The sequence below is a fragment of the Desulfuromonas svalbardensis genome (assembly GCF_055389415.1).
Genome location: NZ_AP042416.1, coordinates 2510600 through 2524597, shown reverse-complemented (window position 1 = coordinate 2524597; position 13998 = coordinate 2510600). Strand labels below are relative to the sequence as shown.

Sequence of the window (13998 nt, the reverse complement as noted above, 5' to 3'; positions counted from 1 at the left end):
GATATTTGATGAAATTATCAGCCCGAATTTGTATTTATACTCCGAGTATATTGTCAATGGATTGTGCCATAAATTGACAAGCGTAGTTCGCTTCACTATAGTTATCGATTAGACCGCATAGTGTGTCCTGTTTTTTTGATCACATAGTATTCATAGACAATCATAGAGCATTTTAAATATTGAGAGGTATTGATGAGTAAAGAGATCATGTCAGGCAATGAAGCCATTGCACGTGGGGCTTTTGAGGCAGGGGTTAAGGTTGCTGTCGCTTATCCCGGCACGCCAAGTACTGAAATTTTAGAAAACACACGTAACTATAGCAGTATTGATTCATCGTGGGCACCCAATGAGAAGGTGGCTCTTGAGGTTGGTATTGGTGCTTGTTTTGGTGGCGCTCGTAGTTTGGTTACTATGAAACATGTAGGTGTTAATGTTGCTGCAGACCCTCTTTTCACCTTGTCTTATACTGGCGTTCGCGCTGGTTTAGTCTTAGCTGTTGCCGACGATCCAGAACTCCATTCATCGCAGAACGAGCAAGATAGTCGTCACTATGCCCGTGCTGCAAAGATGCCGATGTTTGAACCCTCGGATAGCCAAGAGGCGCTAGACTTTACTCGCTTGGCCTTTGAGGTCAGTGAGCAGTTTGATACGCCAATTTTCTTGCGCACAACAACACGGATTGCTCACTCTAAGTCGATTGTTGAGTCGGGCGAACCTGTTACGGATCTGCCAGAACCAAGTCTTAAAAGTGATCCGGCAAAATTTGTTATGTTGCCGGGTAATGCGCGTCAACGTCATCACGTTGTCGAAGCGGAACTGCTTAAGATGGCCGAATGGTCAGCGACTCAACCATTCAACCGTATTGAAGAACGCAGCACTGAAGTGGGTGTGATCACTGGTGGGGTATCGTATCAATATGCTCGTGAAGCGTTGCCCGACGCTTCGGTACTAAAGTTGGGTCTGGTTTATCCGTTGCCGACATCATTAATTCGTGAGTTTGCTGCACGCTTTAAAACCCTCTATGTCATCGAAGAGCTTGAGCCGTTCATTGAGGATCAAGTGCGAGCGATGGGCATTGATGTCATTGGCAAAGACTGTTTCCCCATTTGTGGTGAATTAACTCCTGGCCGAGTGACTAGTGCCATTACTGGTGAATCCATCCCCGTAGCGCACGAAACAAAGATTAAGCTGCCAAATCGTCCCCCTAACATGTGCCCAGGTTGCCCACATCGTGGTGTTTTCTACACGTTGAAGCGCTTGAAAGCGTTTGTTACCGGTGATATCGGCTGTTATACCCTTGGTTTTATGCCACCTTTGTCAGCCATGGACACCTGTATTTGTATGGGTGCAAGTGTTGGTAATGCGACAGGTTTAAATAAAGTTCTTACGGGCCCAGATAAGCAAAAAGTTGTCGGTGTCATTGGTGATTCAACCTTCCTCCATACGGGCATTAATGGCCTGATGGATATGGTTTACAATAACTCTACGGCAACGTTGATTATTCTCGATAACAGCATCACTGCTATGACAGGTCGTCAAGAGAACCCTTCCTCTGGCTTTACCCTTAATGGTGAAAAAAGTAAAAAGATCGATTTAGAGCTATTGTGTCGCAGTGTTGGTGTTGAGCATGTGCGTAAGGTTAATCCTTGGGATCTTGATGCAACACGAGCCGTCATCAAAGAGGAGATGGAGCGCGAAGCACCTTCTGTTGTCATAACTGAGGCACCGTGTATCTTAATCAAGCGTGATGTTGGTCAACGTAAAACACCTCTTATGATTGATCCGGATAAGTGTACCGGCTGTAAGGCATGCCTTAAAATTGGTTGTCCAGCGATTGAGTGGCAACCTGATGAAGGTGAACGCGGTAAGGCTGCTGTTAACGAACTACTGTGTGTCGGTTGTACAATCTGTGAACAATTGTGTAAATTTGATGCCTATAAATTGGTAGGTAGTGAGGTGAAAAATGGCTAGCGTGACAAATGTACTTTTAGCAGGTGTTGGTGGGCAAGGGATTCTTCTGGCAAGTGAAGTGTTGTCTGAAGTGTTAATGCTTGCTGGATATGATGTGAAAAAGAATGAAATTCACGGTATGTCACAACGAGGCGGAAGTGTTACATCGCATGTTCGTTTTGGCGAAAAAGTTGACTCACCTATCATTCCTGAAGGTGAAGCAGATATTCTTTTTGGTTTTGAATTGCTTGAAACGTATCGTTATTTGCCATTATTAAAAGAAAACGGCAAGATTGTTGTTAACCGTCACCGCATTATGCCGCCCTCAGTGGCTACAGGCTTGGAGCGTTACCCTGAGCAACTGGAAGAGTTGATCGTTTCTGCGGTTAATGAAAGTCTTGTTGTTGATGGCCTCGAGTTAGCTATGAAGGCAGGCAACCCTCGTACGGTCAATACCGTTCTACTTGGTGCGCTATCCAATATGCTTGATATTGATGAGAACTTATGGCAGCAAGCATTAACTAAAATGGTTCCTAGCAAGTTTTTAGCTGAAAACTTGAAAGCCTTTGAGTTGGGTCGCGCTCAATAGTTTAATTGATTGGGTAAAGGGGTGTTTAATGATTTGGAATGATGACTTCGAAACATTGCCGCGTGAGGCAATTGAGGCGTTGCAATTCAAGCGTTTAAAGCAAACGCTTGAGCGTGTTTACGCAACGGTTCCGTTTTATAAGAATAGTTTTAAACAGGCAGGGTTAACGCCAGCAGATATCCGTTCGCTTGATGACTTACGCAAATTGCCATTTACCTATAAACAGGATATGCGTGATAATTATCCGTATGGATTGTTTGCTGTTCCTCTAGATCAAATTGTTCGGATTCATGCATCATCTGGAACAACGGGTAAACCGACTGTCGTTGGCTATACTAAGCGAGATATTGATATGTGGTCTGAGTTGATGGCCAGGTCATTCGCTGCTGCTGGAGCAACAAGTACCGATTTAATCCATAACTCATACGGTTATGGATTGTTTACTGGTGGCTTAGGGGCTCATTACGGTGCAGAACGGCTTGGTGCCTCGGTTATTCCGATGTCGGGCGGTAACACCCAAAAACAGATGTTGATCATGAAAGATTTTGGTTCAACGGTGATCACCTGTACCCCATCGTATAGTCTCTACCTTGCAGAAGCACTGGAGGAAGAGGGCATTGATCCCAGTGAGTTAAGATTACGCATCGGGATCCTTGGCGCAGAACCCTGGAGTGAGGCAATGCGCACCGAAATTGAAGCGAAACTTGGTATCAAAGCCATTGATATCTATGGCCTCTCTGAGATCCTTGGACCTGGTGTTGCTATCGAGTGCATTGAAGCTCAAAATGGTCTGCATATTTGGGAAGATCACTTTATTCCTGAGATCATTGATCCCGCTACGGGCGAAGTGTTGCCTTACGGTGAAAAAGGGGAGCTGGTCATTACTACGATCACAAAAGAGGGGATACCGATGATTCGCTATCGTACTCGTGATATCACTCGAATATTGCCTGAACCTTGTATTTGTGGTCGTACTCATGTTCGGTTAGAACGCTTAAGTGGTCGTACTGATGACATGTTGATTATTCGTGGTGTCAATGTGTTCCCATCGCAAATTGAGAGTGTTTTGTGTAATATTGACGGTGTTGAACCACATTATCAGCTTATTGTTGATCGTGATGGCAACCTTGACACACTTGAAGTTCAAGTTGAGGTCAACGAACAGGTCTTTTCTGATGAGATCAAAGTGATGCAGGCTTTGAATAATGAAATCAGGAAGCAAATTAAAGACCTCCTTGGTATCACATGCAAAATTCGTTTAGTTGAGCCAAAAACCATCACTCGAAGTGAAGGTAAGGCTCAGCGGGTTATTGATCGTCGTTAGACGAAATTTTATGCTCTAATACAATTGGGGGAAGTGATGAAAGTAGAACAAATCTCAATTTTTATCGAGAATAAGTCCGGACGCTTAGCGGAAGTAACGCAGGCTCTCGGTGATAGTAACATCAATATTCGAGCCCTGTCTTTAGCGGACACCTCAGATTTTGGTATTTTACGTTTGATTGTTGATAAAACAGATATTGCGAAAGATGCCTTAAAAGAGCGTGGTTTTACTGTTAACAAAACAGTTGTTGTTGCGGTTGAAGTTCCGGACCATCCAGCTGGATTAGCGAGTATTCTAACCATCCTTGATACGGGTACGGTTAATGTTGAATATATGTACGCCTTTGTCGAGCGGTGTGGTGGCAATGCGGTGATCATTTTCAGATTTGATGACCCAGAAGCAGCTATTGATATTTTGACAAAAAATAACATTAATGTTCTCGAAGGGGAGCGGGTTTACAATATGTAACCTGCCGTTGCGGAAGCGGATCAATGAAACAATCAGCCACTACAGCTATATGGGACCGAGATAACGAATGTATGCCCCGTGAACAATTGGAAGCACTTCAATTGGAACGGCTGCAACAAACGTTGGAACGGGTCAACTTACACGTCCCTTGTTATAAAAATAAGTTTTCAGCTCTGGAAATCTCACCGAGTGATGTCAAAACTCTTAATGATTTAGCCAAGCTTCCTTTTACAACCAAGGAAGATCTGCGCTTGAACTATCCGTATGGAATGTTTGCTGTTCCCATGCGTGATGTCGTTCGTATTCATTCTTCATCTGGTACGACAGGTAAACCTACCGTTGTTGGTTATACGCGTAACGATCTAAATACGTGGACGCAGCTCGCTGCTCGGTTTATGACCGCTGCTGGAGTCACCCCTGATGATATTGTCCATATCGCCTTTGGTTATGGCTTGTTTACCGGTGCGTTCGGTCTTCACTATGGTGCTGAGGAGATTGGTGCATCGGTCATCCCCATGTCCAGTGGTAATACCGACAAGCAGATTATGATCATGCAAGACTATCTCTCTAGTGCGTTAGTTTGTACGCCATCTTATGCGTTGACACTTGCTGACCGCATGGAAAAGCAGGGGATTGATCCTCACCGGTTATCTCTCAAGGTTGGATTGTTTGGCGGCGAGCCGTGGAGCGAGGAGATGAGACATGAAATTGAAAAGCGTCTTGGTGTTGTTGCAACCGATAACTATGGTCTTTCTGAAGTGATGGGGCCAGGTGTTGCCGGTGAATGTCAACATCAGTGCGGCATGCATATATTTGAAGATCATTTTATTGCTGAAATTATTGATCCTGAAACGGGTGAGGTGTTGCCACATGGTTCTATTGGTGAGTTAGTGCTAACAAGCATCACCAAGGAAGCGTTCCCAATTATCCGTTATCGTACACGTGACATTACCCGTCTTGATTATGATACCTGTGCCTGTGGTCGAACCCATGTTCGAATGATGAAAACAATGGGTCGCTCTGATGATATGTTGATCATCAAAGGGGTTAACGTCTTTCCAACTCAAATCGAGGAAGTACTGTTTCAGGTTGAAGGCTGTGAACCACATTATCAACTCGTTGTTGAGCGTACTGGTACGATGGATACTCTCGAAGTTCACGTTGAGGTTAACGAGCGAATCTTCTTTGATGAGATGAAGAAACAGCATGCTTTTGTTGATAAACTAGAAAAAAAGTTATTGTCGACACTTGGCGTTGGTGCACGGGTAAAATTGGTTGAACCTTCATCGATTACGCGACATGAAGGAAAAGCAAAAAGGGTGATTGATAAACGTCAAGCGTGAGATAATTCACTTGACTTCAATAGGTAAATACTAGACAATCCGCTTCGTTGTTTGTCGGGGCGTAGCGCAGCCTGGTAGCGCACGTGCATGGGGTGCACGGGGTCGGAGGTTCAAATCCTCTCGCCCCGACCATAAATAACGAAATTTCACGGGGAGTTGACATTGATTGTCAGCTCCCCGTTTTTTTTTGTGAAATAATTTCGATCATTTTGTTCAATTTTTGCTAGAATCACAAGGTTGAAACATTTCAATCTACAATTGCTCTTATGGAGATCCCAATGAAGTACGTAATTACACTAGGTCTATTGTTTATATCCGTATTTTCTTTATCTGGCTGTGCTGCTGATGGCTCATTTGATACCCAAAAAGCGTTGTCTGTTGGTGGTGGAGTATATCAAGCAACAACTTTATCAGAGCAAAATGTTAAGCAGACCGCGACTCTTGCCGCTGTCGAATTAGATAAGCAAACGCCTGTTGCTTCACAGACAAATCCCTATACTCTTCGCTTAAAAAACATGACAAAAAATATTCAGCAATACGATGGTCTTACCTTGAATTTCAAGGTCTATCTAGCTGATGATGTGAATGCCTTTGCTATGGCTGACGGTACCGTACGTGTTTATTCTGGAATTTTAGATGCCATGCCTGATGATCAAGTCTTTGCTGTAATTGGTCATGAAATTGGCCACGTTAAGTTGAAACACAGCTATAACCAAATGCGTGAAAACATCATTTCCGATACAGCCTTTCAAGCCGCAGCGGCCGTAAATGGAACCGTTTCATCCCTCACATCATCTCAAATAGGTCAAATTGGCAAAGCTGCAGTTCAAGCTCACTTTTCTCAATCAGACGAATTGGAAGCGGATCGCTATGCCGTCAAAATGTTGGCTTCACTTAAAAAAGATCCACGTGCCATGAAGAGGGCAATTGTAACACTCGAAAAATTGCATGGTTCAGGTGGTGGTTTTTTAAGCTCACACCCATCAAATCCTAAGCGAATTGAGCGAATTGAAGAAGCTATCACTGATTTACGTTAGGAAAATTTTAATTGGAGGGTGCTATGATTTATTCCTGCCTTTGTTTATATTGTCGGATTTTTGCTGTATTTGCGTTACTGTCACTTGCTTCATGTGTTGATGTACAAAATAACTCGCAAATAAGTGGTATTTTAAGTTCTTTAGGTACAGTCTCTGGCTCAGGGGAACTGGATGAGTCAACTGTTGCGTCAGGGTTACGACAAGCTCTTGAGGTCGGCAGTTCAAGGGCCACTGCGTTAGCTTCCAGTACGGATGGTTTTCTTGCTAATAATCAGATTAGGATCCCACTTCCTGAGAAACTACAAGGAGTTGCTGACACACTGCGTACTGTTGGCTTAGGATCACAAGTGGATCTGTTTGAGGTTAAGATGAATCGCGCCGCTGAGGCTGCAGCTTCTGAAGCAAAACCTGTATTTGTCAGCGCCGTTAAAGAGATGACTCTTACTGATGCGATGGGGATTCTCGGGGGCTCAGATACGGCAGCAACCGATTATTTTCGTTCTAAAACATCTCTGACATTACAAAAGAAATTTAAACCCGTTGTTCGTAGTAAAATGCAAGAAGTTGGGGTGTATGGACTGTATAATCAGCTTATCTCAACCTATAACTCCCTTCCTTTGGTTGAAAAAACTAACTTTGACCTTGAGGATTATTTAACAACTAAAACACAGGATGGATTATTCTCTTTGTTGGCCAATGAAGAAAAAAGCATTCGTAACAATCCTTCGGCACGCACAACAGAGTTATTAAAACAAGTATTTTCACGTCGTTAGTTTGTTTATATTGTCCAGTGTTAACGCTACCCCTTACGTTATTTCGCCTAATGAAGTTGTAGCCCTTAATGCTGTCTTTTACTTTTTGTTCCGTATCAGGTTGATTTGTTCCTGTTATGCGCTCCGTGAGTAGATTTTCTTAAGTTGGTCTATTCTTTGCTTACAGTATACTGAGTTGAAACAGGCTCAATACCATTTATTGGGAGATATTATGGCTAAAATTTTAGTTGCAGATGATAGTAAAACAGAGATGGCTTTTTTGTTGAGCGCTCTTAACGGCACAGGGCACGACATTGTAACAGCTGTCGATGGTGTAGAAGCTGAAGCAAAAGCTAAGGCGGAGCCTTTTGATCTCATTATACTTGATGTGGTTATGCCAAATAAGAATGGTTTTCAGGTGTGCCGTTCCCTTAAACGGGATCCTGATTTCAAGGATATCCCTATTATTCTGACAACGTCTAAGTCTGGTGATAGTGATAAGTTTTGGGGCAAAAAACAAGGGGCAGATGAATATATTACCAAGCCTTATGAGCCCGTTGAGATCCTTATCGCAGTTAAGAAATATCTTGGAGGCGCTTAGTGGATATAGCTTCTGTTTTTAAACGTTATGCAATGGAAGGGACAGGTCAGTTAGCACTTAAATTTGCTGATTTGCCACATCTTTGTAAAATTGCTATCGAAGATGGTGAAGCTGTTTTTATTAAATTAGGGCTCCTGTCTCCTGAGGAAACCCTGGAAATCATTCGCGATAAAACCCTTTTGGAAGCAAATTTCATTCAGGGTTTTAAGACACGTAAACGGTTACCACAACCTATTACTGATCAGTTGATTGGTTTCGAATCAGAAGCTTCTAAATCTTCCCATACGTCAACAACTGAAGCGTCATCTATCTCTTCTGGACGGTTTGTCTCACCACAAAATATCTCTATCATGATTAATCACTATATCGACATTGTTGGCCCATTAGGTGTTGTTATGATGGAAAACTATTTGAAAGCACTTGGTTATATTCAAGGCCAAGAGATGGATTCTAATAGTTACAATGAATTACTAGATAAATGTCTGATAGATTTGCCCGATGCTACAAGGGCTGAGTTCATCATAAAGCACAAATAAAGTATGTTTTGGTTCGTTTTATCTGATTTTATAAAATTTAGGGGGCTAAATGTTAAAAAATATGTCAATTCGTAAGCGGATTGTTGTGATGTTAGCAGTTGTCTATGTCATATCACTCGTTCTAGTTGTGGCTGGCGGCAGTTATTTCTTAAAGCGTGATGTTATTCGTGAAGCACAACAAAAAACAGATCTTTTTGCTTCTGTTATGTCGAATTCAGCACGGTATTTACATAATGTCATTCGACCTAAAGCAGAGGAACTTGTTCCTGAAGATGCGTACTTTCCTGAGGGAGGCGTCGGTGTCTTGATGCTTACCGAAGTCGCTCGCTATATACAGGAAGATTATCCGGAATATATTTTCCGCTTTGCGTCTCCAAATCCACTGAATCCTGAAAGTCTTTCTAGTGAGTTAGAAGATCAGGTTATTAATGCTTTTGAAGAGGGTGAATATGAAACATGGAAAGGATTTGCTATGCGTGATGGTATTGAATTCTATGCCGTGGCAAAACCTTTAGTTGCTGGATCGAATTGTATCGGTTGTCATGATACTCCTGAGGTTGCGCACCCTAGTCAAGTTGAACAATATGGGACTCGTTCAGGTTATGGATACCTTGAAGGTGATGTCGTAGGGGCACGTTTTATTTATGTTCCTATTGCTGTCATCCAACAACAGGCTATGAAAAGGATCGCATATTTTTCTGGAGCCTTTAGTATCTTCTTTTTACTTGTTCTTTTTGCTGTTGACCGTTTTGTTGTCAGTAGTGTTGTGAAACCTATTGAGCATATTGTTGAAGTTGCAGAAGAAATTAGTCGTGGAAAACTTGAATGTGAGTTTGATGTGAAAACAAACGATGAAATAAAGTTGCTCGCTGATGCCTTTGATCGCATGAAGGTTTCATTGGCTAAAGCAATGGATATTTTGCGCCAGTAGTTGTTTGAATATATACATTTGGTGAGGGACTGAAATGACAATAGCAAACAATAAAATTCTAGTAGTTGATGATTCACCAACCGTACGCCGACTTGTTGAACTCGTTTTGACACAGAGTGGTTACGAGGTTATTTGTGCTGAAGATGGCGAACAAGGTCTCGTAATGGCTAGAGAACATGTTCCGGCTGCGGTACTTGTTGATTTTGTTATGCCACGCATGAATGGACATATGTTTTGTAAGGCTCTTCGTGAAGATGAAAACCTTAAGGATATTCCTATTATCCTCATTTCATCTAAAAGTGAAGTGGTTGGTCAGGCGTTTGAAGAAAGTTTTGGTATTGTCCATTTTTTCACAAAGCCTTTTGAGCCTGAAGATTTAATCGAAAAAGTCAATGAAGTGATGAACCCCGTTGTAGAAGATGTGATTGAAGTCAGTGACTCAAGCACACCAACACCATCAGGGTCTCTTTCTTCGATTGACAATGTCGATCAATTCCTCGATTCGATTAATGATCGTTTTGATAAAGTAGTACGTAAGTATTTCCAGAAAGATTTTCCTGTTCTGATGAAAAATGTTATGGCTGACACCTTGCGAGAATCAGGCTTGGTTAAGCATCAAACATTAATTATGACAGGTGACTTAACTCGGATGTCATTGCCTGAAGTCCTTTGCTTTTGCTCTTCGACACGTCAATCTGGACGCTTATCAATTTTTTCTGATGACACATTCGCCGAAATCTTCATTGAATCTGGTGCCTTTGTGTTTGCCACGGCAAGTCAGAAAGGTAAGCATAAATTTCTCACCGATCTAATTTGTCAAGATAATCGCTTTGTTTGCGATCAGCAAAGTTTACAGAAAGTTGTTGAAGAGGCCCGGTCAAAAAATATTCCTATCGGCCGAGCTCTTGTTGACCAAGGTATTATCTCTGATGCCGATTTAATGTTTTACTTAAAGCAACATGCTCAAGATGCTCTTGATACAGCTCTTTCAACCCATACAGGGAATTTCTTCCTCGAAAAAGATGATCTACCCTTTAACTTAGAAGACATTAAATTTCGCATCCCAATGTATACCGTATTGTTGAAAGGTGTGCGAGGTCAGCAATTAATGTCAACCTTCTTAGATGATTCATTGATTATCACTCGTATGCCCCAGTGTGCTGAGGCAGCACAGCAAGGTATTCTTGAAGATGATGAACAGGGCCTTATGTTGCTTCTCGATGGCGCTCGAACATTAAAAGATGTTTGTCAGGAAAGCTCACTCGAAGAAAGTGCGGTTCGGTGTGCGTGTCAGGTGCTTTATCAATCTGGTCTGGCGACGATTAAATGATAATTCACAGGGACTTACCCTGTAAGTAAGGATAATTAAATGGCAGGTCTTCAGGACAGCTTGCTTCCAATATTTATCGAAGAGACTGAAGAGGGCTTATCGCTTATCCAAAATTTAATTTTGGCTGAAAATGATATAGCCATTTCAGCTGAAGTGTTGGAGGAAGCGAGACGTGCAGCCCATACAATTAAGGGTACTGCAGCACTCGTAAAGCGTATGAGTTCAAGTGCGATTGCGAAGGTACTTGAAGAGTTTCTCGATGGTTTTAATGTTGCGGGAGATACTTTATCAAAAGACGATACAGATAAAGTTCGACAATGGCACTTACAATTAGTTGCGTTACTTCAGTACGCACGTGACGGACAACCAGAACCCGAAGAAAATTCACAAGAATCTTCATCAGGTAGGGATTTTGATCATCATGTAGATGGTGCGTACGGCGATGACTTGATTAATGATTTTGCCTTGCCATTTATGATGAAACTTCATCAAGCAAATGAGGCCTTAGATGAAACAGTAAAGCCTGTTTGTTGTCGCTTTTACCTCGGTGGGCGACAATATTATATCTCAATAGAAGATGTTGTTGAGATTACTGAAAGTCAAGAGATCACTTTTTTACCGTATGGGCCTGCGTATATTTCAGGATTAATTAGTTTACGTGGTGATGTGATCCCTGTAATTGACCTTGCGGCATTAGAGGAGCGAAATAACACGTTTCCTAATCCTTATTTTTTAGTTGTTGTTCGTTGTGGCTCTGATCTTATGGCTTTCGTGAGTGATTCCCTGCCAAATCTTAATATCAAGACAGCGGGTCATAGAATTGATGTGAGTACGTTTTTGGAGCAACACAGCGTAAAGGGTTCATAATGGCGATACCTGAATCAGCAAGAGAAATTTTTTACGAAGAAGCTGATGAACACCTGGGGATATTGGAGGCAGGTTTACTCCAATTGGAAGAGGGTGATTCATCTGATGTCGAAATTGAGCTTGTCGATAAACTTTTTCGCTCTGCTCACACTCTTAAGGGTGCATCTGCATTACTCAAATATAATACGATTAGTGAGATTGCCCACGAATTAGAAAACCTGCTTGAGAGTTTCAAAGCTCAAACAATTGAGATGACGCCACCGTTGCTAGATGCCATGTTGTCAGCGCTTGATACCATGCGTAATCTTTTACAAATGACGCATCTTCCTGACTATGAGAAGAAATCTATTCTTTATGGTCTTCAAGCGTGTCAGATGCTCCAATCTGCGCAATCTGGAGAGTACAGTGAAGTCTCTTCAGGACTAGCTGAAGTCGGAACTCCTCAGCAATTTAGCAATAGTGTTAAGGTTGGCGTTGATAAAATTGATGATTTGATGAATATCATCGGAGAAATGACGATCACCAAAACCCACCTTCTTGAGCAGCTTGGCTCTTTCGAAACAATGAAAGAGGAGATCGACTTTGCTCGTGAGCGTTTGATTCGAGAGGTTGCAGGATTTTCCGATCGTTATGAATATACAAATCCTGAAGAAAATTCCGAGGAAAACAGTGAGTCTATTATTTCAGACTTTGAAGAGCTGGAATTTGACCGCTATGATGAATTAAATCTGTTTTCGCGTAAGCTGCAAGAAATTAGTAATGATATCAATGAAGCTGTTATTTCTATCCGAAGTTTTTTTGGTGAAGTGAGTGTCGACGTTGAATCCATCGACCGTATGACTTCTGAGATGAAAGAACGTTTTTCTGAGATTCGGACCTTGCCTGTTGACCATCTGTACCAACGTTTTAAAAGATCAATTCGTAACCTTTCTCGTGATGCAAATAAACAAGTTGATTTGCGTTTAGAGGGTGGTGATACACGTTTAGGTCGCACGATTATTGATGGTCTCTTTGATCCTTTATTGCATGTCCTGCGTAACGCCGTGGCTCACGGTATAGAAGATCCTGAACAACGTCGTTTATTAGATAAACCCGAGGCCGGGACAATTAGGATTTCGACTGTCCGCCGAGGTAATTTTGCCACCATTACTATTTCTGATGACGGTGGGGGCTTAAACTTTGATTCAATCAGAAAAAAAGCATTGGAACTAGGTTGGATTAAAGACGACGATAAAATTGAACGTCAACAATATGTCGATATGATTTTCCGTCCAGGATTTAGTACTAAAACTGAGGTCGATGACACATCTGGCCGTGGTGTCGGTATGGACGTTGTCCTTGATCGGCTCTCGGACTTAAACGGGACGATTGATGTTAAAACAACAGCGGGGCAGGGGACAGAATTCATACTTCAAATCCCTCTTTCCCTCATTATTATCAATGTAATTCAGTTCCGTCTTGCTAAGCAATTATTCGTTCTGCCTTCCTCTCTTATTGAGGAAATACAAGAAGTTGGTACGCTACAAATTGTCGATGACCATGTTGTTAGGCAGGGTGAAAATTACCGTATTGTAGATTTGAATGCTAAATTCAACCTTCCTGCGAGTGACAAAACACGGCAGTGCGTACTTTTTGTGCGGACGTTGGGTTCACGGTTAGGTTTGATGGTCGAAGAGATTGTCAGTCAAGAAGACACAGTTATCCGACCATTCGGGAAATTGCTCTATGATATGCCGTGTTTTTCAGGAACCAGTGTTTCGGGTGGCGGTGCTGTCCGTCTTGTCCTTAATCCAGCTCGTTTAATGCAGGTGGTTGATCGTGAGTTGACCCATGTTAACGTTGACACAGCAACTGCTGCTGTCGCTCAAGGACCCCGACCACGTGTTTTGGTTGTTGATGATTCGTTGAGTGTTCGTAAGTATGCGTCTCTTCTTCTTGAGGCAAACGGTGTTGAAGTGCTAACGGCAATCAACGGACAGGATGCGCTAACTGTTTTGGAAGATGAGTGTGTTGATCTGGTTCTAAGTGATCTTGAAATGCCTGTTATGCACGGTTATGAATTATTGACCGAGATAAAACGCCGAGCGACATTAAAGAATATTCCAGTTGTAATAATTACATCACGATCAGGAAAGCAGCATCAAGAAAAAGCGTTTAGTCTTGGTGCGGCCGGTTATTTAGTTAAGCCATTTGATGAAGATGCACTCGTTAATGTAATTCGTGAACACACACTTTATACACTATAAAAGCTGTCGGTTTTGACATCAGGG

13 protein-coding genes and 1 tRNA gene are annotated in these 13998 nt (G+C 42.2%); all 14 read left to right on the top strand.

All coding sequences use genetic code 11. The features are described 5' to 3' along the window. The first annotated feature begins 192 nt into the window (after nt 1–192). The 14 genes from iorA (at nt 193) to ACZ5KY_RS11235 (ending at nt 13974) form a co-directional block, all read left to right on the top strand. Nucleotides 193–1971 (top strand): indolepyruvate ferredoxin oxidoreductase subunit alpha, encoded by a 1779-nt coding sequence (gene iorA, locus ACZ5KY_RS11300; RefSeq protein ID WP_464244000.1) that lies wholly within the window; start codon nt 193–195, stop codon nt 1969–1971. Continuing rightward, on the top strand, nt 1964–2539 hold the full coding sequence (locus tag ACZ5KY_RS11295) for an indolepyruvate oxidoreductase subunit beta (RefSeq protein ID WP_464243999.1): 576 nt from the start codon (nt 1964–1966) through the stop codon (nt 2537–2539). The genes iorA and ACZ5KY_RS11295 overlap by 8 nt, the downstream gene beginning before the upstream one ends. 28 nt (nt 2540–2567) lie before the next feature. Then, nucleotides 2568–3863 carry a phenylacetate--CoA ligase family protein gene (locus ACZ5KY_RS11290; RefSeq protein WP_464243998.1) on the top strand — a complete coding sequence of 432 codons (1296 nt, stop codon included), beginning with the start codon at nt 2568–2570 and terminating at the stop codon, nt 3861–3863. Nucleotides 3864–3899: 36 nt separating this feature from the next. Then, on the top strand, nt 3900–4331 hold the full coding sequence (locus ACZ5KY_RS11285; RefSeq protein ID WP_464243997.1) for an ACT domain-containing protein: 432 nt from the start codon (nt 3900–3902) through the stop codon (nt 4329–4331). A gap of 23 nt (nt 4332–4354) precedes the next feature. Beyond that, nucleotides 4355–5674 carry a phenylacetate--CoA ligase family protein gene (locus ACZ5KY_RS11280; protein WP_464243996.1) on the top strand — a complete coding sequence of 440 codons (1320 nt, stop codon included), beginning with the start codon at nt 4355–4357 and terminating at the stop codon, nt 5672–5674. A gap of 55 nt (nt 5675–5729) precedes the next feature. Then, nucleotides 5730–5806 (top strand) — tRNA-Pro (locus tag ACZ5KY_RS11275). A 146-nt stretch (nt 5807–5952) separates the two neighbouring features. Next, on the top strand, nt 5953–6711 hold the full coding sequence (locus ACZ5KY_RS11270; protein ID WP_464243995.1) for a M48 family metallopeptidase: 759 nt from the start codon (nt 5953–5955) through the stop codon (nt 6709–6711). 23 nt (nt 6712–6734) lie between these two features. After that, nucleotides 6735–7484, top strand: coding sequence for a DUF4197 domain-containing protein (locus ACZ5KY_RS11265; RefSeq protein WP_464243994.1), 750 nt, complete (start codon nt 6735–6737; stop codon nt 7482–7484). Nucleotides 7485–7695: 211 nt separating this feature from the next. After that, nucleotides 7696–8064 carry a response regulator gene (locus ACZ5KY_RS11260; RefSeq protein ID WP_464243993.1) on the top strand — a complete coding sequence of 123 codons (369 nt, stop codon included), beginning with the start codon at nt 7696–7698 and terminating at the stop codon, nt 8062–8064. Beyond that, nucleotides 8064–8600, top strand: a complete 537-nt coding sequence (locus ACZ5KY_RS11255; RefSeq protein WP_464243992.1) for a hypothetical protein — start codon at nt 8064–8066, stop codon at nt 8598–8600. The genes ACZ5KY_RS11260 and ACZ5KY_RS11255 overlap by 1 nt, the downstream gene beginning before the upstream one ends. A 49-nt stretch (nt 8601–8649) precedes the next feature. Beyond that, on the top strand, nt 8650–9531 hold the full coding sequence (locus ACZ5KY_RS11250; RefSeq protein ID WP_464243991.1) for a c-type heme family protein: 882 nt from the start codon (nt 8650–8652) through the stop codon (nt 9529–9531). A gap of 34 nt (nt 9532–9565) precedes the next feature. Continuing rightward, nucleotides 9566–10861, top strand: a complete 1296-nt coding sequence (locus ACZ5KY_RS11245) for a response regulator (protein ID WP_464243990.1) — start codon at nt 9566–9568, stop codon at nt 10859–10861. Between the two features lie 39 nt (nt 10862–10900). Further along, complete coding sequence (locus ACZ5KY_RS11240; RefSeq protein WP_464243989.1) at nt 10901–11728, top strand: chemotaxis protein CheW; 828 nt, start codon at nt 10901–10903, stop codon at nt 11726–11728. Beyond that, nucleotides 11728–13974, top strand: a complete 2247-nt coding sequence (locus ACZ5KY_RS11235) for a hybrid sensor histidine kinase/response regulator (RefSeq protein WP_464243988.1) — start codon at nt 11728–11730, stop codon at nt 13972–13974. The genes ACZ5KY_RS11240 and ACZ5KY_RS11235 overlap by 1 nt, the downstream gene beginning before the upstream one ends. The last annotated feature ends 24 nt before the right edge of the window (nt 13975–13998 follow it).